Genomic DNA, 24,715 nt, shown 5'->3' with positions numbered 1-24,715 from the left:
AGACTTTCATTTCTGGTTAGGATTAAAAAATCATCATAGAAATTTCTTGGGTTATCGTGTAGATTTAAGAGAAGATTCAGCAGTATTCCTGTGCTTTCTATGTTAACAGAAGCTTAATTTTTACAGTTAAAATTTCGTTATAAAAAAATTCACATACTTTTGTAATCCAAAAAATAGATTTCCTTCTTCTAGGAAATGAACAAGAAAAGAGAACAGATGGCAAAGAATTTAGTGATTGTGGAGTCCCCGGCAAAAGCGAAAACCATAGAAAAATTCCTCGGAAAAGATTTTAAGGTTGCTTCCAGTTTTGGACATATAGCAGATTTACCTTCAAAAGAGTTGGGGGTAGATGTGGACGGAGATTTTACACCTAAATATATAGTCTCTCCAGATAAAAAAACCCTGGTAAAGGAATTGAAAGGTCTTGCCAAAAAAGCCGAAATGGTCTGGCTGGCAAGTGATGAGGATCGAGAAGGAGAAGCTATTGCATGGCACCTGGCCGAAGAGCTGGATCTTAAGGATGAGAATACAAAGCGAATTGTATTCCACGAAATTACCAAGACCGCAATTTTAAAAGCCATTGAAAATCCGCGTAAGATAGATTATAATTTAGTAAATGCACAACAAGCCAGACGTGTGCTGGACAGGTTGGTAGGGTATGAGTTGTCTCCGGTACTTTGGAGAAAAGTAAAGGGCGGACTTTCAGCCGGACGCGTACAAAGTGTTGCTGTGCGATTAATTGTGGAGCGCGAACGTGAGATTGAAGGTTTTACTCCAGTAGGTTCGTACAGGATTGATGCAGAATTTATAACTGCAGAAGGAAGTTCTTTTAAGGCAAAACTTCCGAAGAATTTTGATACAGAAGCCGAAGCAAGAGCGTTCCTAGAAAAAAATGTAGGAGCCAATTATAAAATAGCAGACCTTACCAAAAAACCTGCAAAGAAATCGCCTGCTGCACCATTTACCACATCTACTTTGCAACAAGAGGCCTCTCGTAAATTGTATTTTTCAGTAGGAAAAACAATGACCATTGCCCAGCGTTTGTACGAAGCCGGTCTCATTACCTATATGAGAACCGATAGTGTAAACTTGAGTAACGATGCAAAGAGTGCTGCTGAAAAAGAAATAGCAAGTTACTATGGCGATGAATATTGCCAGCCGCGTAACTATAAAGGAAAGTCCAAAGGAGCACAAGAGGCTCACGAGGCCATTCGCCCAACCGATATGAGTAACCACGGTATTGAAGGTGACCGCGACCAGGCAAGATTGTACGATCTTATTTGGAAACGTACCCTTGCTAGTCAGATGGCCGATGCGCAATTGGAACGTACCAACGTGAAGATTGATGTGCTGGGTGATAAAAACGTGAAAGCGCAATTCACTGCCAACGGTGAAATGATAAAATTTGACGGTTTCTTAAAAGTATATCTGGAAGGAACCGATTCTGAAGAAGATGAACAAGATGGAATGTTGCCTAATTTAACCAAAGGAGACAACCTAAATAGTACTTATATTACCGCAACCGAGCGCTTTACAAGAGCTCCCTACCGTTATACAGAAGCATCTTTAGTAAAACAATTAGAAGAATTAGGTATTGGTCGTCCGTCTACCTATGCGCCAACGATTTCTACTATCATCAACCGTAATTATGTTGAGAAGGGTACTATTGAAGGTGTGGAGCGCAAATATCTTCAGCTTACGTTAGAGAACGACAACTTAAAAGACAATACACTAACCGAAACTGTGGGAAGTGATAAAGGAAAATTAGTGCCTACAGATATTGGAATGATTGTAAATGATTTCCTGGTGGAGCACTTCGGAAATATCCTTGAATTTAATTTTACGGCCAAGGTAGAAGAGAATTTTGATGACATTGCTGAAGGGAAAGAAGACTGGAAGAAAATGATGAAAAACTTCTATGCAGAATTTCACCCTCGTGTGGAAGATGTGCAGGAAAATGCGGAGCGTGAGAGCGGGGAACGAATTTTAGGAGACGATCCAGAAAGTGGACGTCCTGTATTAGTGCGTTTAGGTAAATACGGTCCCATGGCTCAAATTGGAGCGCCGGACGATGAAGAAAAGAAATTTGCCAGCTTACGTCCAGACCAGCAATTACATATGGTAACTTTTGAAGAAGTGATGGATTTATTTAAGCTTCCAAAAACATTGGGAGTGTATGAAGGAGAAGAAGTAGAAGTGAACAATGGTAGGTATGGTCCGTATGTGCGTTTTGGCAAAACGTTTATCTCCTTACCAAAAGGGATGGATCCACTAGAAGTGGAAATGCCGTACGCAAAAGAATTGATTGAGGAGAAGAAAAAAGCCGATGCACCTATATATATGTATGACGATTTACCCGTACAAAAAGGTACTGGTAGGTTTGGTCCTTTTATAAAGTGGAATAACATGTTTATTAACGTTAATAAGAAGTATGATTTCGACAATCTTACCGATGAAGATATTGTTCAGCTAATTGAAGATAAGAAGCAAAAAGAAATAGATAAGCTTATTAATGAATGGCCTGAAGAAGGAATTCGATTGGAGAAAGCGCGTTGGGGTCGTTTTAATTTAATTAAAGGAAAAACAAAAATAGAGTTGCCAAAAACTACCAAAGCAGATACAATTAGCTTGGAAGACGCTCAGGAGTTATTTGCGAAAAAAGCTCCTAAGAAAAAAGCTACAAAGAAAAAAGCTCCAAAGAAAACAACTACCGCAAAGAAGAAAACTTCAGCAAAAAAATAAAGTTTATAAACCGTTGGGCATATTGAGCACCTAAAACGCTAGGCATTAAAATGATTGAATTTCTTTCCCCTGTTTCAAAAAAAGTAGTAGCTCATAAAGAAGTCCTGCCAGAAGGTACTTTAGGTAAACAAATTGAGGTACACCGTAAAAATGGAGACCTGCCCAACTTAAAGGGGGTGGGATTCGCTATTTTAGGTGTTTTGGAAAACCGAAAAGATGTTGATTATATAGGTGAAGAAATAAAACTGGACGCTTTCAGGAAGTCTTTCTATTCGCTTTACCCGGGCAATTGGAGAAAAAAAATTGTAGATCTGGGCGATATACCTAATGGAGCTACCCCGGAAGACACCTACTTTGCTTTTAAAACTGTAATTGCTGCACTACTCCAAAAAAAGATCATCCCTTTAATTTTAGGTGGCAGCCAGGATGTCTTGTATGCTCAATATAGAGCCTATGATACTATAGGTAAAATGGTAAATATGGTGAATGTAGACGCTCACTTCGATTTAGGAGATGCCGAAAAACCTATTACAAATAAATCGTATGTAGGTAGGATTATTGTAGACGAACCCTATAACCTTTTTAATTACAGTGTTGTGGGATACCAGTCTTTTTTCAACCCGCCGGGAGAAATAGAGCTTATGAATAAACTCTATTTTGATGCCTACCGTTTAGGGGAGATTATGGCAGATGTCTCTGTAGTAGAGCCTATCTTGCGCGATGCAGATATTGTAAGTGTAGACAGTACGGCAATAAAAGGCTCAGAATTAAGTTATAAAAACAGTGCAAGTCCTAATGGTTTCGATAGTAGAGAAATATGTGCTATAGCCAGATATGCAGGTATAAGCAACAGAGTGAGCTCTTTTGGCGTTTATGAGCTTAAAAATTTTGAAGCCGCAAAAAGCGGGGCTATGTTAATTGCGCAGGTGTTTTGGTACTTCGTCGAAGGTGTTAATTTTAGAGTTTCAGATGAAGATTTTACCGACGAAAGGTACTATTCTATCTATAAAGTGCCTATTGAAGATGAAGTATTGGTCTTTAAAAAGAGCCATAAGACAGGTAGATGGTGGATAGAAATACCTTTTATTTCAGAAGTAGATACTAAACTAAAAAAGCATACGTTATTACCTTGCACATACAGTGAATACGTGGGTGCAACAAATCAGGAGATACCTGAAAGGTGGATAAAAGCCCGCCGAAAAAACGAAGTATAATTTAAACCTAGTAATTTAGATTTAAGGGTTTTTTAAGAAATTTGTTGCTTTTCTTAATTTTTATAGATAGGTTTACCCTCTTAAATCAAACGAATTTAACCTAATTACCTATGAAGAAGATTCTTGCATTAAGTGCAGTGATAGCCTTTTTGTTTAGTTGTAACTCTGGAGACAGAGGTGAACTTGTTGGCGCAAAAGGAAAAAAATGGTACCCAGAAAAACCTTACGGAATGACTTTAGTTCCTGGTGGTTCCTTTATTATGGGTAAGTCTGACGATGACTTCGTAGCGGTAAATGATGCTCCTACAAAGACAGTTACGGTTCGCTCTTTCTACATGGACGAAACCGAAGTTACCAATGCAGAATACAGACAATTTGTAGAATGGGTACGCGACTCGACTGTGCGTCTTAAATTGGCTATTATCGCCGATGAGATGGGAGCAACACCGGGTGATGGTAGTGTTGGTGAATTTGCATTCGTTGATCAAGAAAACGAAGAAATGACACCATACGATCAGTATATGTATGATAACTACTACGGAATGGGTGATGATTTCTACGCAGGTAGAAAAATAAACAGTGATGTAGATCTTATTTGGGACACTGCAGAATATCCAGACGAATACTATTCAGAAGTGATGGATTCTATGTATATCCCTGCTGAAGAGGCTTATAACGGTCAACGTACTATTGATGTGGATAAATTGAAATTTCAATATACGTATATGGATATCCAGGCAGCTGCACGTGCAGATGGAAAACGTAGAAAAGATTTTATTAAAAAAGAAGAAGTTATGATCTATCCAGATACAACTGTTTGGATTAAAGATTTCAACTATTCTTATAATGAGCCTATGCATAATGACTATTTCTGGCACCAGGCCTATGGGGATTATCCTGTAGTAGGTGTGACCTGGAAGCAGGCAAAAGCATTTTGTGCGTGGAGAACATTGTATAAAAATTCATACCAAAAATCTAAAAAACGTCAGCATGTAAATTCTTTCCGCCTTCCTGGTGAAGCAGAGTGGGAATATGCTGCTCGTGGTGGTCTAGAATCTGCTACCTATCCTTGGGGTGGTCCTTATGCTAAGAATGACCGAGGTTGTTTTATGGCAAACTTTAAGCCATTGCGTGGAGATTATGCAGCAGATCAAGCATTATACACTGTGGAAGCAGACGCGTATGAGCCTAATGATTACAACCTGTACAATATGGCAGGAAATGTTTCAGAATGGGTAGCTTCAAGCTATGACGCTGCTTCTTATGAGTATACTTCAACTATGAATCCTAACGTAAACGACGAAGAAAACATGCGTAAAGTTGTTCGTGGTGGATCATGGAAAGATGTTGCTTACTTCTTACAAGTAAGTAGCCGTGATTTCGAATATGCAGACTCTGCTAGAAGTTACATTGGCTTCCGTACCGTGCAAGACTACATGGGTACAGATATTACTGTAAATAAAGACTTTGGTGACGCAAGATAACCCCTTGCGTTTCCTTTCCTTTTATATTGAATCTAAACTTACTTAATTAACTTAACTAAAAAACTATTTCATTATGGCACAGTCAAAATCATCTAAAAAATTATTTAACATGGCCTACGGGCTTGGAGCTTCTATTGTAATTTTAGGAGCATTATTTAAAATCCTTCACTGGGAGTTAGATCTTGGTATTTTTGTCCTTGATGGAGGAACATTACTGGCTGTAGGTCTTATTACCGAAGCAATTATCTTTGCAATTTCTGCCTTTGAACCAGTAGATGATGATTTAGATTGGTCTTTAGTATACCCAGAATTGGCTGGAGGAATGACGTCTGCAAAGAAGGCAAAACAACCAGAAGATGCTCAAGGGTTATTGTCTCAAAAATTAGACGAAATGCTTAAAGATGCTCGTATCGATTCAGAATTAATGAATAGCCTTAGTACAAGTATCCGTTCTTTTGAAGGTGCTGCAAAAGGTATGGCGCCAACTGCTGAAGCCATGAGTTCAACTAAAAAATATAGTGAAGAAATGGCATTAGCTGCTGCACAAATGGATTCATTAAATAGCTTATATAAAGTGCAAATTGAGTCTACTAGTCGTCAGACTGAAGCAAACGAAAGAGTAGCAGAAAATGCTGAACAATTAAAATCACAGATGGAACACCTTACTACAAACCTTTCTTCATTGAATGGTGTGTACGGAGGAATGTTATCAGCAATGAATAGAAACTAAGATTGTTTTTCAACCTATTATAAACTTTTAAAAAGAAAAAATATGGCCGGAGGACAATCCCCCAGACAAAAGATGATTAACCTAATGTATTTGGTTTTCATCGCAATGCTCGCACTTAACATGTCAAAAGAAGTATTATCTGCTTTTGGTTTGTTAAACAATAAAATTGAGAAAGCAAATACAGAAACTTCGGCACGTAACTCTGCCTTTATGGAAGGGTTAAATACGAAGGCCTCAGATGAGCCAGCTCAGTATGCAGCGGTGTATGCAAAAGCTCAAGAAATTGAAACAGTTTCAAACGACTTAGATGTTTATATCACTTCGTTAAAGAGTGCTGCAATTAAAGACTTGGAAGATCCAACCGATTATGAGGTAATGGATAAGCCAGATCACTTTAACAACTTGTTTTTTACAGGTGATAAGTATAAGGCAGAAGGACAGGAGTTTATTGATAAAATGAACAAATACCGTGTAAATATGGTAGCTGTCTTATCCGATACAGCAGTAGCTAAAAGAGTAATTGGTGTAGAAGATTTAAAGCAATCTATTGAAAATAACTTTTCAACCTCTCCAGAAACAAATCGTGATGGTAAGGAAATAGAATGGTTAAATTATAATTATGAAGGATTTCCTTTAATTGCTTCTATGACTAAGTTAACTCAGTTACAGGCAGATGTAAAAACTGCAAAAAGTGAAGTGCTTTCAAAAATGCTTTCTGGACAACAGGCAGCAGCACTTTCTTTTAGTAATTATTCTACTATTATGGATGTAGAGAAATCTGCATACTATTCTGGTGAAACGTTTAACGGAGCAATCTTGTTAGGACGTACAGATGCTAGCACAGTGCCTCAAGAAGTAAATCTTACCTTAGATGGTAGACCTCTTACTACAGATCAGTATTCTGTTCAAGGTGGTAGAGTTGTGCTTAATGTTGGAGCTGGTAGCCCTGGAGATCATAAAATTGAAGGAATGTTGGTATACGGTGAAGGTGGAGAGAAAGTAGAAGTGCCGGTAAAAACTGGATTCGCTACTATTTCTAAGCCAAACTCTGCCGTAATTGCTGCAGACAAAATGAATGTTGTATATCGTGGGGTTGTAAACCCAATGACTATTTCTATCCCTGGTATTCCAGATAATAAAGTATCTGCATCGGGAGCTGGTCTTTCTAAAGCTTCAGGTAGTAAATATAATATGACACCGGGAACTGGTAGAGAAGTAACAATTACAGCCAGTGGTACGTTGCCAGATGGTCAAAAAATTAGTACAAACTCATTGTTCCGTATTAAAGATATTCCACGTCCAGTTGGAGCTATTAGAGGCGAAACTGGAGATGGTGGTACCGTACGTATGCAGCGCCAAGGGCTTGAGATTTCAAGTGTGAGTGCTAAGTTGGACGACTTCGATTTTGATTTAAATCTTCAGGTAACTGGATTTAGCTTCAAAGTATCTGGACAACCAACCATTGTTGTGAGTGGTACCAAATTGAATGGCGCAGCACAAGCAGCCTTGCGTAGAGCAAAGCGTGGTGATGTAGTTCAGATCATCGATATTAATGCAAAAATTGCTGGTAATTCAGGATATAAATTGAAAAAGATTTCTCCTGTAATTATCGAATTGACAAACTAGAATTAAAAACTGATTTATGACTTTTAAAAATGTTGTTTTACCTGTTTTTGGTCTGTTATTATGTGCAACTACAGCTTCGGCTCAGTTAAACGTACTCAACGCAAAAACACCGGATGATATAGGCAAGAAGACAGAAGCACAGATTGCTTATGATAATGACGAGCCGTTACCTTATGGGTATACAGACGAGCGTGATATCCTGTGGTCAAAAACCACTTGGGAAATTATCGACCTTGATGAGCGTGTAAACTTTCCGTTATACTATCCTATAGACACCAACAACATTGGTAGCGAAAGACGTTCTTTGTATGATGTTTTAGTAAAAAATATCAAGAACGGGAACATTGAAGATGTATATGCAGATTCTTATTTTACTGAAAAGCGAACTTTAGGAGACTTAAGTGCTTCTTTAATGTACAGCGATACTACAGATTATGGTATCGAGCAGTACAATGCTGAAGGTGTTGTAGATGAGCAGTTCATCCGTAAGTTTGCCTTAGATGCAGGAGATATTGAAGAATGGAGAATTCGCGGTATCTGGTATCTGGACAAACGTCAAGGTGAGTTAAAGTATCGCTTGTTAGGTCTTTGCCCAGTAGCGAACGAAGCGCGATCTAAAGCATTTCCAGATGACAATATGGATAGTAAAGTAGAATTGTTTTGGGTATGGTTCCCGGGAGCGAGAGAAGCCTTGCACAAGTCAAAAGCTTTTAACCGTAAAAACACTTCGCAGCCTATTACGTATGATCATTTGTTAAACTCCAGACGTTTTAACGCTATGATCTACAAAGAAGACAACGTTCAGGGTGATCGTGGTGTACGTGATTATATTAACGATAATGCGTTAATGCAATTGCTAGAAGCCGAACGCATCAAGGACCAAATCAGAAATATGGAAATAGACCTTTGGAACTACTAGTAGTTGTAAAGTGAACTTAAAAAACCTCCTAAGAATTTTCTTAGGAGGTTTTTTTATGAACAATTTTAGTTCAAAATCCTAAGCTATGCTCCTTCCCTTTTAAGGGAAGGTGGTTCAGCTTTGCTGAATCGGAAGGGCTGTTCCTAGCGGAGCGCTCTCGAAAAATTTAGGATGTATAACGCCTTTTTTTGTTTTATATAATATTCTGTACACTGAGCATGTCGAAGTGTTTTTCGAAATGGTCTTCGGCGACCAGCCCGAAAGATTCATTCTGGCGGTGCTTAGACTGGCATACTAAAATTATTCAATTACATTTTTAAAACCTAATTTTACACCTTAATGAAACAAGTAGAATACATCATTGTAGGATTAGGTATCGCAGGCATCTGTTTTGCTGAAACGCTATTGCAACAAGGCAAAACCTTTGTAGTGGTAGAAGACGGTGAAAATGGCGCTACAACTGCATCTGGAGGCGTCCTGAACCCAACAGTATTAAAGCGATTCACTGCAGCCTGGAATGCATCTCAATTTTTTGAAAAAGCACTACCATTTTATAAAAGTATTTCTGAAAGGTTAGATCAAAAAATTATCAATCCAGTCAACATCCATAGAATTTTCTATAACATTGAAGAGCAAAATGATTGGGTAGTAGCTAGCGATAAACTAGAATTATCTGATTTCCTTTCTTCTGAAATTCAAAAAAATAAAAATATTTCAGTACACGCCCCATTAGGATTAGGAAGTGTAAAAGGAGCTGCCTTATTGGATCCTTCTAAACTTATTGAGTTCTACCGAAAGTATCTTCAGCAAAATGAATTATTGGTATCTGAAAGCTTCAATTATAGCTGTTTACAAGTAACAGAAACTTCAGTCACCTATAAAAATTATGTTGCTAAGCAAGTTGTGTTTGCACAAGGAGCAAGTGTAAAAGATAATCCGTTTTTTAACGTATCGGTATCGCCAGAAGGCTCCAAAGTATTTGTGGGTAACAAAGGCGAGTACGTCATCTTTAAAGCGCCTGCGCTTCAGTTAAAAGAAGTTTTAAAAGGCCCAATGATGCTAATTCCTTTAGGTAACGATCTGTACAAAGTGGGAGCCAGTTACGGTCGTGACGACTATTCGCCAGGTATAACAAGTCGGGCAAAAGAAGAAATAGTAGCCAAGCTCCAAAAAATGATTTCATGCGATTTTGAAGTTGTAGACCAGGTTTCAGGAATTAGACCTACCGTAAAAGATAGAAAACCACTACTAGGCAGTTTCCCAGAAAATCCAACCCTCTATTTTTTAAGCGGACTAGGAACAAGAGGATTATCAATGGCACCTTTGCTAAGTGAGTGGTTGTATGATTTTGTTGAGAAGGATAATGAGTTGCCGAAGGAAGTAGTGATTACTAGGTTTAAGTAGTCATTTCGATGCCCCCAGTCATTTCGACGATAGGAGAAATCACGCAAGCAACTCACGTTCGAGTGAGAAAGTTTCATTGCAAATCGTTTTCAGCAAGTTGTGTGGCCTTTCGCTGCGCTTCGAGGTGACTAAACCTTCCCTTCATCAAACTTAAAAAACATATTAATCCAAATATTTCTGGAAATCCGTAAAATAAAAGGTAGCAATGCGACCAATGCTCCAGTAATCACAAAAAAAGTATGTAGCCTGTTTAAGCCAATAAAGAAATAGGCAATAATAAAAGCGGCAACAGCAACGGCAACCCCAACCGCATAGCTCACATACATAGCTCCGTAGAAAAAGGAAGGCTCAATTTTAAATTTGGTGTTGCAATGTAGACAGCGTTCGTGCATCTCTAAAGTTTCAGAAAACTTATATGCGTTATGGGTTTTGTACATTTCGCCAGTATGACAAACAGGACATGTGCCTGTGAAAATACTGTACATCTTACTTCCTTTTAAGCCCATAGATTTATGATTGAATTTACATTTTTTTTGCAGTACAAATTTAAGCATCTTTGCACCGAAATTTTATCACCCGTTATCAATATAATTTATGCTTAATATTCACAACTTATCGGTTTCATTTCAAGGGGAATATCTCTTTGAAGGCATTACCTTCATGCTATCTCCCGGCAACCGCGTGGGATTAGTTGGAAAGAATGGCGCTGGAAAATCTACCTTACTTAAAATTATCTCTGGCGAACAAGAATATGACGAAGGTGCCATTGCAACAGATAAGGAGATTTCCATAGGTTTTTTAAAGCAGGATATAGATTTTACGAAAGGCAGAACCGTTTTAGAAGAATCTTACGAAGCATTTACTGAAATTAAAAAACTAGAAAAACAGCTAGAAGAAATAAATACCCAGCTTGCTACCCGTACCGATTATGAGAGTGAAAGCTACAATCAGCTAATGATTGATCTTAACGATATACAACACCAATACGAAATACACGGTGGCTATAACTATCAAGGTGAAACCGAACGAATTTTACAAGGTCTTGGATTTTTAAGAGAGGATTTTGGTAAAGTGACCGAAACTTTTTCCGGAGGTTGGCGTATGCGTATTGAATTGGCAAAACTATTACTTCAAAACAACGATATTTTACTGCTCGATGAACCTACCAACCACTTAGATATTGAATCTATTTTATGGTTGGAAGATTTCTTAAAAAACTATGCCGGTGCTGTAGTGGTGGTTTCTCACGATAAAATGTTTTTGGACAATGTGACGAATCGTACTATTGAAATTTCTCTTGGAAAAATATATGATTATCCAAAACCGTATACTAAATATCTAGTGCTTCGGAAAGAATTGCGCGAGCAACAATTGGCATCACAGAAAAATCAGCAAAAGCAAATTGAACAAACCGAAAAACTAATTGAAAAGTTTCGTGCCAAAGCCAGTAAGGCAACTATGGCGCAATCGCTTATTAAAAAGTTGGATAAAATTGACAGAATTGAAGTTGATGAAGACGACAATGCTGTGATGAATCTTAGGTTTCCCATTTCTGTAGTGCCGGGAAAAGTTGTTATAACTACCGAAAAAGCTTCAAAAAGCTATGGCGATAAAAAAGTATTAAACAATGTCGATTTGTTAATTGAACGTGATTCTAAAACAGCCTTTGTTGGACAAAACGGACAAGGGAAATCTACCTTGGCAAAAATGATTGTGGGGGATATTCCTTTTGATGGAAAAATTGATTTGGGGCACAATGTGCAAATTGGTTATTTCGCGCAAAACCAAGCAGATTACCTTGATGGTTCTAAGACGGTAGAGGATACTATGATTGATGCTGCCGACGAAAAATCTAGACCACGTGTTCGGGATATATTGGGGTCTTTCCTTTTTAGAGGAGAAGAAGTCGATAAATACGTACGTGTACTTTCTGGAGGGGAGCGTAACCGCCTCGCACTGGCAAAACTATTATTACAACCTTTTAATGTGTTGGTAATGGATGAGCCTACCAACCACTTGGACATAAAGTCTAAAAACGTTTTAAAAGAAGCGTTACATAATTTTAAGGGAACACTCATCTTAGTATCTCACGACCGGGATTTTCTCCAGGGATTAACCAACAAGGTGTACGAATTTAAAGATCATAAATTAAAAGAATACCTTGGCGATATAGACTATTTTTTAGATCAGCGTAATCTTGAAAATATGCGCGAAGCTGAAAAGAAAACGAAGGTAGTTTCCGAAGAAAAGAAAAATACTACCACTGGCAAACAAAGTTATGAAGATCAGAAAAAGCTGAAGTCTCTTCAGAATAAACTCAGCAAAACTGAAGCTCAGATAAACAAATTGGAACGAGAAATTAAAGAGATCGATGTGGAGTTGCAGGTAAATTATGACGAAACCATCGCCAGGCCGGACTTTTTTGACAAATACCAGGCAAAAAAGGATAAACTCAGTAAATTGATGGAGGATTGGGGAAATGTGACAGAATCGTTAGAAGCATTGCAACTTTAAGATACTTTTAACGCCAAAGGAGATGGCTCGCAGTATTTTTGTTTTTTTTAACCAACTTACGACCTGTTAATGCGAAAACTTATACTATACGGCCTTGGAGTAGCAATTCTTGTTATAGCTTTTTTTGGTTCTAAATATCTCATAGATAATAACACCAAAGAAAAGCCAGAAATTGCCAAAATTATAAAAACGGTTTTTGCTGAACCTGTCACAAATAGTACAGTACCTATTGTAATCCCAGCAAATGGAACACTCCAAGCCAAAAATCGCTTTGAGTTGTACTCTGAAGTACAAGGTGTTTTTCAAGGAAGTGCCAACGATTTTAAAGCAGGGCAACCCTATTCAAAAGGCCAGGCTCTTATAAGGATTAATGCAGCAGAATATTATGCTTCGGTACAAGCCTCTAAAAGTGAGTTTTATAATTTAGTGACTTCCTTAATGCCGGATTTTCGGTTAGATTATCCAGATTCATTTTCCAAATGGCAAACTTATTTAGATAATTTTGATGTTAATAAGTCGGTACCAGCCTTGCCTGAAATTACGTCAGATAAAGTAAAGTATTTTGTTACAGGTCGTGGTGTATATGCTGCATATTACAATTTAAAGAACCTCGAACAGCGTTTAGGGAAATACAATATCTACGCTCCTTACAGTGGTATTTTAACCGAAGCTTTGGTGACTAAAGGAACGCTAATTCGTCAAGGACAAAAATTGGGTGAATATATTGACACTTCGGTATTTGAGTTGGAATTGGCTATTGGTAAAACATTTAGTGATTTACTGAAACTAGGGGAAAAAGTAGAGCTTTCAGTTCCGCAGAGCTCTAAAACCTACACAGGAACAGTGAGCCGTGTCAATGGTCGTATAGATCCAGATACTCAAACCATAAAGGTTTTTGTAGAGGTGAAAGGTGATGATTTAAAAGAAGGAATGTACCTAGAGGCGCAATTGGAAGCTCGCGAACAAACGAATGCTATCAAGATTTCAAGAAAATTATTAGTAGACGAGTCCGAAATTTTTATTGTTAGGGATAGTATTCTTGATCTTATAAAAGTAGAACCCGTCTATTTTTCTCCCAAAGAGGTTGTAGTTCAAGGTGTACCCGACGGAACAGTTGTTTTATTAAAATCGATTCCTGGGGCATATGCAGGTATGTTGGTAAAAGTAAATCGAGATAGTGCTCCGGCGAGTAACGAAACTGAAACAACCGAATAGCATGAGAAAAGTTATAAGTTATTTTATAAAGTACGGGGTAGCGGTAAATGTTTTGCTCCTTGCTTTTATAATTTTTGGTGTCTTCGGATTGTTGCAATTAAAATCTTCCTTTTTTCCATTACAAGAAGCCGAAATTATAAGTATTAGTGTTGCCTATCCCGGTGCTGCTCCTCAAGAGATTGAAGAGGGGATAGTCCTTAAAATTGAAGATAATTTAAAAGGGTTAATAGGTGTAGAACGTGTTACCTCTACTTCCCGGGAAAGTGGAGGAAGTATTACAGTTGAAATTGAGAGTGACGAAGATATAGACGCCATGCTTGCCGAGGTAAAGAACGCAGTAGATCGTGTTCCGAACTTTCCCACAGGAATGGAACCTCTGGTGGTTGCTAAGCAAGAACGTATTAGGCAAACCATAGACTTTGCCATAAGTGGCGATAATATTGAATTGAGTTCACTAAAACAAATTGGTAGGCAAATTGAAAACGATTTGCGTGCCATGGAGGGAATTTCCCAAATAACAGTATCTGGGTACCCCGAAGAAGAAATTGAAATTGCTGTTCGTGAAAACGATTTGTTAGCCTATAACTTAAGCTTTACTGAAGTAGCCGCTGCAGTTTCTCAGGCAAATATTTTAACCACAGGAGGAAATATTAAGACAGATGCCGAAGATTATTTAATTCGCGCAAATAACAGATCGTACTACGGGGATGAGTTAAATAATTTGGTTGTTCGTGCCAATCCTAATGGTACCGTTGTAAGATTACAAGATGTGGCTACCGTCCAGGACAGGTTTTCTGAAACGCCCAACGCGTCTTATTTTAATGGGAATGTAGCTGTAAACGTTGAAATAACAAATACCAACAGTGAAGATCTTCTTTCTACAGCAGCGCAGGTAAATGAATATGTAGACGAATTCAATCAAAAATATACTGGTGTAAAGATCGATGTGGTGAGCGATTCTTCCATTCGTTTAAAAGATAGAACGAGGCTACTTCGTGACAATGGAATTGCGGGTATTATTTTAGTTTTATTATTCCTGTCAATTTTCCTAAATACCCGATTGGCTTTCTGGGTTGCGGTTGGTTTGCCCATTTCGTTTTTGGGGATGTTTATTTTTGCAGCTCAATTTGATGTAACCATCAATGTGCTATCCCTTTTCGGGATGATCATTGTAATTGGTATTTTAGTAGATGATGGTATTGTTATTTCAGAAAACATTTACCAGCATTACGAGAAAGGCAAAACACCCATTCAGGCGGCTATTGATGGGACTATGGAGGTACTGCCCCCTGTAATTTCGGCTATTATAACAACAGTATTAGCTTTCTCCACCTTCCTTTTTCTCGATGGGCGGATAGGTGATTTTTTTAGTGAAGTTTCGGTTATTGTAATTTTAACCTTAGTAGTTTCCTTAATTGAAGCACTTATTATTCTTCCCGCGCATATTGCACATTCAAAAGCTTTGAAACGGGAGACCAAAGAAGAGCGAGCTAATAAAAAAGGCATAGCAAAAGCATTTCAAAAATTGCGTATCGTTAATGACTATGGTGATCGTTTTATGCGGTATTTACGTGATAATTTGTACAGTCCCGTGTTGCGTTTTGCCCTCAATCAACGCTTTGTGACATTTGCCATTCTTCTAGGGCTTATGATTATAACCGTAGGTTCTTTTCAAGGTGGAATTATTCGTGGAGCCTTCTTCCCAAGTATTGCGAGCGATCGTGTGAGTATAGATTTGCTGATGCCCGAAGGGACCAATCCAAAAATTACCGACAGTATTATAACTGCAGTAGAGACCGCTGCTTGGAAAGTAAACGAACGTTTTACTGAAAGGCAAACAGGCAATTTACAGGTAGTAGAAAACATTATTAAGCGGGTAGGCCCCGGAAACAACAAGGCATCGTTAAATGTGAATTTATTGCCAGGAGAAGAACGCGATTTCGGCTCACCCGAGATCACCAATGCTATCCGTGAAGAAGTGGGCCAGGTATACGGGGTAGAACGCCTTACGTTTGGATCTGGAGGTAACTTTGGGGGAAATCCGGTTTCAGTATCATTGCTAGGTAATAATACCGAAGAGTTAAAAGCGGCCAAGGATGAACTTAAACTTAGCCTCGAAAATAACTCACTCCTAACAGACGTGGCAGATACAGACCCCGAAGGAATTAAAGAAATTAATATTGAACTTAATGAAACCGCCTATGCATTAGGATTGAACTTGCTTGAAGTAATGAGCCAGGTACGAGCTGGATTTTTTGGGTTACAAGCACAACGGTTTCAACGTGGGCAGGACGAAATACGAGTTTGGGTGCGTTACGACCGTATAAACCGTGAGTCTATTAACGATTTGGACGATATGCGCATTATCACTCCAGGCGGACAGCGAGTTCCATTTGGCGAAATTGCTACCTATACTATTAAAAGAGGAGACGAAAGTATAAGTCACCTTAACGGTCTTCGGGAAATACAAGTAAATGCAGATATGGCCGACCCTAAAGGGAGTCCTACTGAAATTCTTGCAGACATTCAGGCTAATGTGATGCCAGAGATTTTATCTAAGTATCCAACAATTTCAGTGCAGTATGAAGGGCAAAATAGGGAAGCCAATAAGTTGACAAATTCGGCTAAAACGGCAGTGCCTATTATACTTTTCTTGATTTATGTGGTGATTGCATTTACCTTCCGTAGTTATAGCCAGCCCTTTTTGTTAATGTTGATGATACCTTTCAGCTTTATTGCTGTGGCTTGGGGGCATTGGATTCATGACTTCCCCATTAATATACTTTCTATGTTGGGGATTATAGCCTTGATTGGTATTATGGTGAATGATGGCTTGGTGCTTATTGGTAAATTTAATAGTTATTTACGGGAAGGCATGAAATTTGACGAAGCTTTATACGAAGCGGGTCGTTCAAGATTTAGAGCTATTTTTCTTACTTCTTTAACAACAATCGCAGGAATTGCTCCGCTGCTGTTAGAAAAGAGTAGACAAGCACAATTCCTAAAGCCTATGGCAATCTCCATTGCCTACGGTATAGGAATTGCGACGCTCCTCACATTAATTATTTTGCCGTTGTTACTTTCATTAACCAATAGCACTAAAACAGGAGCTAAGTGGTTGTATACGGGTAATAAAGTGCCTAAGGAAGATGTAGAACGTGCTATAAAAGAACAAAAAGAAGAAGAAGAACATGCGGCTTAAATTAACAGTAGTACTACTAGGTCTTATTGGTTTTGGAAGTGTTTCGGCTCAAGAAATGCTTACGAAACAGGAAGCTATTAAAGAAACGCTACAGAATAACTTCGGTATTGAAATAGCCAATAACGATCTTGAAATTGCAGACAATAATCAGGGTATTTTAAACTCAGGGTTTTTACCTTCTTTAACGGGGTTGGCTGGCGCAAATTACAATTTAGAAGACCAGGAAGTCACCTTTAACGACGGTACTACAAACGTTGTGGATGGTGCAGAGACTACACAATACAATGCGTCTATTAACCTAAACTACACCTTGTTTGATGGTTTAGGGAGATGGTACAATTATAAAACTTTAAAGGAAAATTATGCTCTTGGCGAATTACAAGCAAGACAAACCATTGAAACTACAATTTTGCAACTCTTTTCTGTGTATTACGAAGTAGCACGAATTACTGAAAATATTGAAGTGTTAAAACAAACTTTTGAAAATACAAAAACACGTTTAACCCGGGCAGAATATAGTTTTGATTACGGGCAGGTAAACAAACTAGAAGTGCTAAATGCTGAAGTAGATATTGTAACAGACAGTATAAATTTACTGAATGCCCGCCAACAACTCCGAAACACCAAACGTGATTTAACAGTGGTCCTTAATACCGAATTAGAGCGAAATTTTGAAGTAGATACCACAGTAGCTTTTATGGGCGAATTGCAAGTGGAGCAATTTATTATTAAGTCCGACACCAATAATGTGCGTTTGCTTCAGGCAAGAAAAAATATTAACATCACAGATTATAATTACAAAGCTAGTAAATCGGTTTTCCTACCTTCCATAGGGCTCACAGGATCGTATGGTTGGAATAAGGGAGATTTCCCTTCAACTAGTTTCGCAAGTTCCCGTACAACAACAGGATTTGGAGCCGGATTAAGCTTAACGTGGGATTTGTTTGATGGCGGAAGTGGTATCACTAATGTAAAGAATTTACGAATTCAAAAGGACTCCCAACAGCTTATTTTAAAGCAAATAGAGAACGAAGTAAAACGAGATGTAGCCAATGCAAATGATGCCTACCAAAACAGATTAGAAGTGTACAGTTTACAGGAACAGAATGTAATAACGGCTACCAATAACTACGACCGGTCACAGGAACGTTATAAACTGGGACAGATTACATCGGTAGAGCTTAGGCAGGCGCAGATAAATCTTTTAAACGCCAGGACTAATAAAAATTTAGCAAAATATGAAGCCAAGTTGGCCGAGTTGGAGTTGCTTCAATTAACAGGACAACTCTTAAATGTAGATTTTTAGTCCCCCTCCGAACTTTTGTGCTCCGCCACGCGGATTCAAAAATTCGACTCCCCCGAAGGGGGAGTGTTAGGTTTTTTCTATTTTTACTTAATACTTAATACTTAATACTTAATACTTAGTACCAATTCATGTTCGAACATCACTTTCAATGTCCCTATTGCTGGGAAGAAATCTCTATGTTACTGGATCCTTCGGTATCCCAAACCTATGTGGAAGATTGTGAGGTTTGTTGTAACCCCATTACTGTTTCTGTAGTTTTTTCAGACGGAGCGTTACAATCTTTCTCTGCTGAAGATTTGGGTCAATAAAATTATTGTATCTTTAGTAGTTAATTGACTACCAATGAATTCAAGTTTTAGTTTTTCTGATGATACCGTAGGATATTTTATAGAAGGAGTGGTGGACGAAAATAGCGTAAACCAACTTCATATACGTATACTGGAAAAGCTAAATAAATATGGCAAGATAAATTTGTATTTGGAAGACAACGGTATTGAAAACTTCACTATACCTGCCATCATTAATCAAATTCTATTTAAAATAGAACATGCAGACAAACTTAGGAAAATTGCATTGGTAACCAATAGGAAGTGGATTCAAGGCTGTGGAGCGGTAGAAAATTTATTTCTTACCACAACTATTAAAAGTTTTGATACAGAAAAACGCATGGAAGCCATGTCCTGGATCGCAGAACGTTGAGCTATTATAGTAAACAATCTTTTAACGCAGCCGAAACATTTAGCCATATATAATTAAAAAAAGATTTGGTGCGGTCTGGTGTGACTGTAGCGCTACCTTCATTAAATTGACTTTCATTGTCTCCACTATCTTTTTTAACAAAAATATTAATAATACCAGATAGTAGTTTGTTTTTTTTGGTACCATTCTTTTTAAGTAAGTTCACCTTGAAATTTTTGTAATCTATACGCATGTCAATTTTGGATTGCGCACTATTGCCATAGACAGAGAAATAGGTTTTTTCGGTTTCACCTTCTAGTTCCACTAAAAGATTTGGTTTCGTGAACGTATTCATTTTATCGGCAGACAGAAGACCTAAATCTGCTTTAAAAGTAAAATTGTCTTGAGAGTTATTTACATCAAAACTCCAATCCACATGCAAGGGAGCAGCTTTCATAAACTGTGTGTCTACTGAAATTTTTGTATTATCTCCTTCAGGATATGTATTGCTAATATTGCTTAGGGATGCATTAAAGTTGTCAAAATAAATAGTGCCTGGCGGTTGCTCTTGCTTCACCTTTTCTTGATACACTATAGTGCTATTTTTAACCAGAACCGAATCTATAGTAAGATCTATGGGCAACTCGCGCAGCATTTTACTGTACAAAGGTTTAATGGTGGGGTCGTTTGCAACTAATTTGTTTCGGTAAATGGTTGCGTCTGCTTCGGTAAGCGCTATAAGACTGGTTTTGGCGAAGAATTTTCGATTGTTGAAACCAAACTCTATGGCATTAACTTCTATTTCTTTTAAGGTAACATTAAAATGATCTCGTTCTTGTTTCAGCATTTTGGCGTGCTCAACCTTTGAAAATTTAGTGCTTAGATGCAAGTTTTCTATTTTGGCTTTTTCGTTTTTTAATTTGAAATGAGCCACTGTAAGATTCTCATACGGACTTACTTTTAGAAAAACGGAATCAGCTTCAGCCTCGTAATTAAGAAAGGTTACAGGCAACCTTTTACTTAGGGTCGTATTGTCTACCGTGATGTCGTCAACCTCTATCGTAACATTCTCTACATACAATAGGATGTCATCTTCATCTGTATCAAAAAAAGTAACGGTAGCATTGTCTATACTAAGTTCGTCAACAATCAGCGGTTTGTTTAAGGTTAGAAATGCCTTACTTTTTGTTGAATCATTTGAGGTAATGAGCTTATTTTTATAGTATTTAATTTTGGGCGACTTTATTTTAATATCTTCAATATGTATTTCTTTAGAAAACAAATAGTCCCAATAGCTTACGTCTTCAACAACTACCTTATTTGCGGTAAGATAGGTATGGGTCGTGTCATTAGATTTATTTTGAAGTTGTACTGAAACATCGGTATAGGTGAGTGTACCATTTAGTAAATGCAAAGAAACATCCTCAAATGTGGCGAGAATATTTTGTGGTAATTGCTCTTTTGTAAAGCGAGCAATTTTGTTTTTTATAATGATGTTGCTGGCAATGAGACCTCCAAGCAGCAGTAAAGCGATTCCTAAAATAATTAAAATAGTGTTTCGTAGTTTTTTTGACATAGCTAAAAGTAATCATATCGCTTAATTTGCTGAAATTTTTGTGATGTAATGTTAAAAATATAGGTTGATTTAACTTGCGGGATTGTAAAAGCTTTGTATCTTTGCAGTCCAATAATTCTGCTAGTCCTATGAACTAGTGCTTATTTGAAGAGTTGGAGCATACATCGCGGGATAGAGCAGTAGGTAGCTCGTCGGGCTCATAACCCGAAGGTCACTGGTTCGAGTCCAGTTCCCGCTACTAAATCAAAACTCCCCTAGCTTTTAGGGGAGTTTTTTTATGGAAGAATTTGTAGTTTATATTTTATGGTCTCATACCTATCGTAAAAGGTATATAGGTTATACCAGTAATTTAATTTCTCGTTTTCACTCTCATAACAGCTTAGGAAAAAGGGGTTGGACAATTAGATATCGTCCTTGGAACGTTGTGTTTGTTGCGTTTTTCAAAAATAAAAAGGAGGCATTGTTATTCGAGAAGTTTTTGAAATCGGGTGTTGGCAGAGAATGCATTGCAAATACTATAAATTTTGAATAACTGTTAGGCTCATATCCGCCACGACGGACACTTGCTCGAGTCTCAGCCGCGGCTGACTATTAAACAGAAAACCATAACTTAAATGTTATAGCTTTGTTTATAACTATACTTTTCTTTGTGATTCTTTGCAGATATAGATAGCTATCAAAGAAATAGAAAATGAAATTATAATCAAACTCCCCTTATGTTATGCATATTTTGGCTCAATAAAAACGCAAGCAATGACTTTTTAATTCCGTTGATATTTCTTTATTTTCCTTCGTTTGGTTTCTTTGTTGACTAAAAGTTTAATTTTTAAATTATTAATCATCCTCATTAAAAAAGTCATGAATTTTTATAATATCACCCCGGCCAATTTGAACTAGGTTTGATGTTTCCTTCAGGTATATGCCCAGTGAGCGCTCGTTATATATCAATTTCATCATATCGTTGTAGTCACGAACGGCATACATATCCCCATCCAATCGGTAAAAAGGGATGGTGTAGTCAAAGCTTTCTTTAATTCCTTTATTTACAATTTTTCCCGTTTTTAAATTCTGTTTAATTTTACTATCTTCTCTTTCGTTTGAGGCAGTTTTTACATAGGCTACCATCATATTCATCCATTCATCTGCATCTATCATGTGCCATCGTACGCGGCTTAAGTCAACTCCCATTTCGTTTGCCCATCCGTAACTTGTGAATCCGAATAGCACATGTTTTTTGCCATCTAGTTCTGGTTTATCTCGAAGTTGAAATTCCTGTATTTTATAGGTAATTACAGTAACAGAAGACATGTCTTTTGCTTTTTTCCCATCAAAATCTAATGTTTTAAGGGAAAAACTCGACATTTCTGGCCTGTTGTTGAGTAACCATTCTGTCGCTTCTAACTCGGCCTGCTCTTTCATTTGATCAATAGCAATAATAGCACTTCCAATTGCTGCTAATCCTACTGCAGCACCAAGTAAACCGTCATCTTGCGCTTGCAATTTTGGAATAAGTAAAATTGAAAGTAGAACAATGAGTATTGTTTTTTTCATGTGGGAGTTGATTTTAGTTATCCAAACCTACAAATCGTTTTTTGGTATTCTTTACGGTAACCCGTAACCTGCAAAAAAAAAGACACCTGTTACAGTGTCTTTTCTATGCTCCCCAATATGAAAGCCGTTTGGCTAAAAAACATGACAAGATTAATTTTATTTTATGGAAGTTTATTACGGGTATCCGTATACAGACTATATCAACCCCAAATCCTTTACAATACTCACTAAATGAATCGCATTGTTGGCCTTGAATTGAATACGTAGTCTGTTTAATCGTTTTTCAATGGTACTCAAGCTGCTAGGGGAAATATTACTTTGTTTAAAATTGGCACTGATTTCTTCTTGCGATTTCCCAAGAGATAATAAGCGCATCAATTCTATATCGAAATCATCAATTTCTAAACGCTCTTTTTGGTTTAGGAGTTGGCTTAACTGTGGTGAAAGGTATATACTATCTTTTGCAATAGTAGTGATAGCTTTCCTTAATTCAGTGAGACCATTTCTTCCTTTGCTCACATACCCATCAACTTTTAAATCGTTGAGGAGCCTTTTAATGAGTTGGGTGCGATCTTCCACAGAATACACGAGTATTTTAAGTTCGGGATGTTCTTTTTTTAGAATGGCTACCAACTCTTCTCCTGAATTGAAATTTTGCTGGCGGTGATCCGGCACGAAGGACAGGTCTGTGATCAATAATTCTATGGGTGCTTTGTGCAGTGTGGCGCTCTTTATTTTCAGATAGGCATCATCGCAATACTGTACTTGGATGATTTCTTTAACGTCCATTCCCTTAAGAATACTAAACACCCCAGAATTAATACTGCCTAAATCGTCCGAGACCAACACTTTTGTAAACATATTATAGACTTATTTTAGCTGTGAATCCTTTGTTACTAGTGGAGTCAAATATAATAGTTCCGTTTACAGACCGAATACGGTTTTCCGTATTTAGGAGTCCGTTGCCTCTTTTTAATTCACTTCCAATCCCATTGTCGGTATAGATGAAATCCAGTTTTTTACCCGATTGATTCGCAGAGATTACGACTACTGTTGCCTTGCTGTGCTTTCGCATATTGGTCATTAATTCCTGCAGTACTCTATAGAGTGTTATTTTTTTTAATTCGCTTATAGAATCCCAGTTTATATTAGCTAGGTTTTTGGTGATTACATTTACATGGTCACTTTGATAATTCAGTAACAACCCCCGTATTACACTGCCAAAATCTTCATCCATTTGAATGAGGCTAGATTCTTTTGAAATATCTCTGGTTTTTTGATATACAGACTCCAAATCATCTAGTAGCGCCTCACCCTTGTTTTGGGAGGTCTGAATTTTAGCCATAATTTTATAGAGATCGTTAGCTACTTCATCGTGGACTTTTTTTGAAATTCGTGATTCTGTCTGGTATAACTGCTCAATTTTCTCTTTTTTATGGCGAAATTTTAATACGAAATACAAACCTATCGTAAGTAAACCGATGCAAAGCCCAAGCAATTGAAAGATACTTTTTTGTTGACGTTCTTTTTCTTCAGCAATTTCTGCGGCTTGAGTACGCTCTTTCTCTTTTGTAAAATCATATTCTATACTTGCAAATTTTTTGTCTTGTTGTAATGTTGCACTAGAAGTGCTATCGATTATTCGCACGTATTCTAAGATATCTTGATTATCGCTTAACCCTAAATAGTGCGCAAGTGCTTCTTTTTTATAAGCCACACTAACCTGATTCGCGGCTTCTTTTCCTAAGGTCGCATAGAAGCGAGCAGAGGCAGAATCATTTACTTTTTTATAATACTCACTAAGGTGCTTAAAACTGACAAATAATTCGCTATTATCCATAGCTTCCTTTCTAAGTTCCAAGGCTTCTAGCATATTGGTAAGTCCTTGGGCATATCCTGCTTTAGCCTGTGTATTTCCTAAGTTATCCAAGGCTCTAGCTGCTTTAATTTTATTTTTTTGACCAGCGCTTTTTACGTAAACCCATTCTAATATTGAAATAGCCTTTTCATATTGTTCAAGTTCTTTATATGAATTAGCCATATTATTAAGCAAAGTAATACTGTCTCCCAATTGGTTGGTTTTTTTTAAGGCGATTGTATATGTTTTGACTGCTTTGCGTGGTTGGTCTGTGATATTGTAAATCATACCTAGATGATTGTACATACCTATTTCGGCATCTGCAGCTATTTTAATCTCGTTAGAGGTTTCATCTAAAAGCGCTAGAGCATCTATAGCTGAATTCTCGCTGGCATAGATGCGACCCATCTCAAATTCGGACATGGCAAGCATTCGTAGTGCATAAATGGCGCGTAAAGTATCCTGTTTTGAAAGTAGTTCTTCTTTCTGTCTCTTAAAATAAGCATACCCTTTAGGTAAATCTTCAGGTGTTTTTGGATTAATAATTTTATTATAATAATAGGTGGTACTGTCTACGGTCTGTTGTGGAATTATGGGTTGAGGTCTTGCCATAACTAGGATACAGCCCAAAAGCCATGAAAAAAAGAGGAATGAAAATTTGATTTTTTTCATTCCTCTAAAGTAAGAACTTAATCT

At 37.6% G+C, this 24,715-nt stretch carries 19 protein-coding genes and 1 tRNA gene; 15 read left to right on the top strand and 5 right to left on the bottom strand.

What is annotated here, in order from left to right:
* Positions 1-216: 216 nt before the first annotated feature.
* From topA to ACQ2HF_RS01605, 7 genes are all read left to right on the top strand, one after another.
* Positions 217-2,742, top strand: coding sequence for a type I DNA topoisomerase (topA, locus tag ACQ2HF_RS01635; protein ID WP_432411771.1), 2,526 nt, complete (start codon positions 217-219; stop codon positions 2,740-2,742).
* 50 nt (positions 2,743-2,792) lie between these two features.
* A complete protein-coding gene (locus ACQ2HF_RS01630) occupies positions 2,793-3,956 on the top strand; it encodes a formimidoylglutamase (RefSeq protein WP_432411770.1) in 1,164 nt (387 codons plus the stop codon).
* Between the two features lie 110 nt (positions 3,957-4,066).
* Positions 4,067-5,440, top strand: a complete 1,374-nt coding sequence (gldK, locus tag ACQ2HF_RS01625; protein WP_432411769.1) for a gliding motility lipoprotein GldK — start codon at positions 4,067-4,069, stop codon at positions 5,438-5,440.
* Positions 5,441-5,513: 73 nt separating this feature from the next.
* Positions 5,514-6,170, top strand: coding sequence for a gliding motility protein GldL (gldL, locus tag ACQ2HF_RS01620; RefSeq protein WP_432411768.1), 657 nt, complete (start codon positions 5,514-5,516; stop codon positions 6,168-6,170).
* Between the two features lie 42 nt (positions 6,171-6,212).
* On the top strand, positions 6,213-7,796 hold the full coding sequence (gene gldM, locus ACQ2HF_RS01615; protein WP_432411767.1) for a gliding motility protein GldM: 1,584 nt from the start codon (positions 6,213-6,215) through the stop codon (positions 7,794-7,796).
* Positions 7,797-7,812: 16 nt separating this feature from the next.
* Entirely contained in the window at positions 7,813-8,715 is a 903-nt protein-coding gene (gene gldN, locus ACQ2HF_RS01610; RefSeq protein WP_432411766.1) for a gliding motility protein GldN, read from the top strand.
* Between the two features lie 339 nt (positions 8,716-9,054).
* Complete coding sequence (locus tag ACQ2HF_RS01605) at positions 9,055-10,119, top strand: NAD(P)/FAD-dependent oxidoreductase (protein ID WP_432411765.1); 1,065 nt, start codon at positions 9,055-9,057, stop codon at positions 10,117-10,119.
* A gap of 128 nt (positions 10,120-10,247) precedes the next feature.
* Here the strand turns inward: ACQ2HF_RS01605 and ACQ2HF_RS01600 are convergent, their stop codons facing one another.
* Entirely contained in the window at positions 10,248-10,673 is a 426-nt protein-coding gene (locus ACQ2HF_RS01600) for a DUF983 domain-containing protein (protein WP_432411764.1), read from the bottom strand.
* A 40-nt stretch (positions 10,674-10,713) separates the two neighbouring features.
* On the opposite strand from ACQ2HF_RS01600, the gene ACQ2HF_RS01595 reads away from it, so the two are divergent.
* From ACQ2HF_RS01595 to ACQ2HF_RS01570, 6 genes are all read left to right on the top strand, one after another.
* Positions 10,714-12,633 carry an ATP-binding cassette domain-containing protein gene (locus tag ACQ2HF_RS01595; RefSeq protein ID WP_432411763.1) on the top strand — a complete coding sequence of 640 codons (1,920 nt, stop codon included), beginning with the start codon at positions 10,714-10,716 and terminating at the stop codon, positions 12,631-12,633.
* 69 nt (positions 12,634-12,702) lie between these two features.
* On the top strand, positions 12,703-13,848 hold the full coding sequence (locus ACQ2HF_RS01590; RefSeq protein WP_432411762.1) for an efflux RND transporter periplasmic adaptor subunit: 1,146 nt from the start codon (positions 12,703-12,705) through the stop codon (positions 13,846-13,848).
* A gap of 1 nt (position 13,849) precedes the next feature.
* Complete coding sequence (locus tag ACQ2HF_RS01585) at positions 13,850-17,050, top strand: efflux RND transporter permease subunit (RefSeq protein WP_432411761.1); 3,201 nt, start codon at positions 13,850-13,852, stop codon at positions 17,048-17,050.
* Positions 17,040-18,356 carry a TolC family protein gene (locus ACQ2HF_RS01580; RefSeq protein WP_432411760.1) on the top strand — a complete coding sequence of 439 codons (1,317 nt, stop codon included), beginning with the start codon at positions 17,040-17,042 and terminating at the stop codon, positions 18,354-18,356. The genes ACQ2HF_RS01585 and ACQ2HF_RS01580 overlap by 11 nt, the downstream gene beginning before the upstream one ends.
* Before the next feature lie 128 nt (positions 18,357-18,484).
* A complete protein-coding gene (locus ACQ2HF_RS01575; protein WP_432411759.1) occupies positions 18,485-18,664 on the top strand; it encodes a CPXCG motif-containing cysteine-rich protein in 180 nt (59 codons plus the stop codon).
* Positions 18,665-18,698: 34 nt separating this feature from the next.
* Positions 18,699-19,055: an STAS/SEC14 domain-containing protein gene (locus ACQ2HF_RS01570; protein ID WP_432411758.1), complete on the top strand. Its 357-nt coding sequence runs from the start codon at positions 18,699-18,701 to the stop codon at positions 19,053-19,055.
* Between the two features lie 4 nt (positions 19,056-19,059).
* Here the strand turns inward: ACQ2HF_RS01570 and ACQ2HF_RS01565 are convergent, their stop codons facing one another.
* Positions 19,060-20,610, bottom strand: coding sequence for a hypothetical protein (locus ACQ2HF_RS01565; RefSeq protein WP_432411757.1), 1,551 nt, complete (start codon positions 20,608-20,610; stop codon positions 19,060-19,062).
* Between the two features lie 165 nt (positions 20,611-20,775).
* Here ACQ2HF_RS01565 and ACQ2HF_RS01560 point away from each other — a divergent pair.
* A tRNA-Met gene (locus tag ACQ2HF_RS01560) sits at positions 20,776-20,848 on the top strand.
* 39 nt (positions 20,849-20,887) lie between these two features.
* A complete protein-coding gene (locus ACQ2HF_RS01555) occupies positions 20,888-21,142 on the top strand; it encodes a GIY-YIG nuclease family protein (RefSeq protein ID WP_432411756.1) in 255 nt (84 codons plus the stop codon).
* Between the two features lie 302 nt (positions 21,143-21,444).
* On the opposite strand, the gene ACQ2HF_RS01550 is transcribed toward ACQ2HF_RS01555, so the two are convergent.
* The 3 genes from ACQ2HF_RS01550 to ACQ2HF_RS01540 form a co-directional block, all read right to left on the bottom strand.
* Positions 21,445-22,161, bottom strand: coding sequence for a hypothetical protein (locus tag ACQ2HF_RS01550; RefSeq protein WP_432411755.1), 717 nt, complete (start codon positions 22,159-22,161; stop codon positions 21,445-21,447).
* Positions 22,162-22,356: 195 nt separating this feature from the next.
* Positions 22,357-23,022: a response regulator gene (locus tag ACQ2HF_RS01545; RefSeq protein ID WP_432411754.1), complete on the bottom strand. Its 666-nt coding sequence runs from the start codon at positions 23,020-23,022 to the stop codon at positions 22,357-22,359.
* A 1-nt stretch (position 23,023) separates the two neighbouring features.
* A complete protein-coding gene (locus ACQ2HF_RS01540) occupies positions 23,024-24,691 on the bottom strand; it encodes a tetratricopeptide repeat-containing sensor histidine kinase (RefSeq protein WP_432411753.1) in 1,668 nt (555 codons plus the stop codon).
* Positions 24,692-24,715: the final 24 nt, after the last annotated feature.

It is taken from the genome of Rasiella sp. SM2506 (assembly GCF_050859505.1).
GTDB lineage: Bacteria > Bacteroidota > Bacteroidia > Flavobacteriales > Flavobacteriaceae > Marinirhabdus.
This window is presented reverse-complemented; position numbering and strand designations above follow the sequence as displayed.

Excerpts from the sequence above, each read along its gene's own strand:
- topA (WP_432411771.1), top strand. The coding sequence starts at position 217 with ATGGCAAAGAATTTAGTGATTGTGGAGTCCCCGGCAAAAGCGAAAACC.
- ACQ2HF_RS01630 (WP_432411770.1), top strand. The coding sequence starts at position 2,793 with ATGATTGAATTTCTTTCCCCTGTTTCAAAAAAAGTAGTAGCTCATAAA.
- gldK (WP_432411769.1), top strand. The coding sequence starts at position 4,067 with ATGAAGAAGATTCTTGCATTAAGTGCAGTGATAGCCTTTTTGTTTAGT.
- gldL (WP_432411768.1), top strand. The coding sequence starts at position 5,514 with ATGGCACAGTCAAAATCATCTAAAAAATTATTTAACATGGCCTACGGG.
- gldM (WP_432411767.1), top strand. The coding sequence starts at position 6,213 with ATGGCCGGAGGACAATCCCCCAGACAAAAGATGATTAACCTAATGTAT.
- gldN (WP_432411766.1), top strand. The coding sequence starts at position 7,813 with ATGACTTTTAAAAATGTTGTTTTACCTGTTTTTGGTCTGTTATTATGT.
- ACQ2HF_RS01605 (WP_432411765.1), top strand. The coding sequence starts at position 9,055 with ATGAAACAAGTAGAATACATCATTGTAGGATTAGGTATCGCAGGCATC.
- ACQ2HF_RS01600 (WP_432411764.1), bottom strand. The coding sequence starts at position 10,673 with ATGCTTAAATTTGTACTGCAAAAAAAATGTAAATTCAATCATAAATCT.
- ACQ2HF_RS01595 (WP_432411763.1), top strand. The coding sequence starts at position 10,714 with ATGCTTAATATTCACAACTTATCGGTTTCATTTCAAGGGGAATATCTC.
- ACQ2HF_RS01590 (WP_432411762.1), top strand. The coding sequence starts at position 12,703 with ATGCGAAAACTTATACTATACGGCCTTGGAGTAGCAATTCTTGTTATA.
- ACQ2HF_RS01585 (WP_432411761.1), top strand. The coding sequence starts at position 13,850 with ATGAGAAAAGTTATAAGTTATTTTATAAAGTACGGGGTAGCGGTAAAT.
- ACQ2HF_RS01580 (WP_432411760.1), top strand. The coding sequence starts at position 17,040 with ATGCGGCTTAAATTAACAGTAGTACTACTAGGTCTTATTGGTTTTGGA.
- ACQ2HF_RS01575 (WP_432411759.1), top strand. The coding sequence starts at position 18,485 with ATGTTCGAACATCACTTTCAATGTCCCTATTGCTGGGAAGAAATCTCT.
- ACQ2HF_RS01570 (WP_432411758.1), top strand. The coding sequence starts at position 18,699 with ATGAATTCAAGTTTTAGTTTTTCTGATGATACCGTAGGATATTTTATA.
- ACQ2HF_RS01565 (WP_432411757.1), bottom strand. The coding sequence starts at position 20,610 with ATGTCAAAAAAACTACGAAACACTATTTTAATTATTTTAGGAATCGCT.
- ACQ2HF_RS01555 (WP_432411756.1), top strand. The coding sequence starts at position 20,888 with ATGGAAGAATTTGTAGTTTATATTTTATGGTCTCATACCTATCGTAAA.
- ACQ2HF_RS01550 (WP_432411755.1), bottom strand. The coding sequence starts at position 22,161 with ATGAAAAAAACAATACTCATTGTTCTACTTTCAATTTTACTTATTCCA.
- ACQ2HF_RS01545 (WP_432411754.1), bottom strand. The coding sequence starts at position 23,022 with ATGTTTACAAAAGTGTTGGTCTCGGACGATTTAGGCAGTATTAATTCT.
- ACQ2HF_RS01540 (WP_432411753.1), bottom strand. The coding sequence starts at position 24,691 with ATGAAAAAAATCAAATTTTCATTCCTCTTTTTTTCATGGCTTTTGGGC.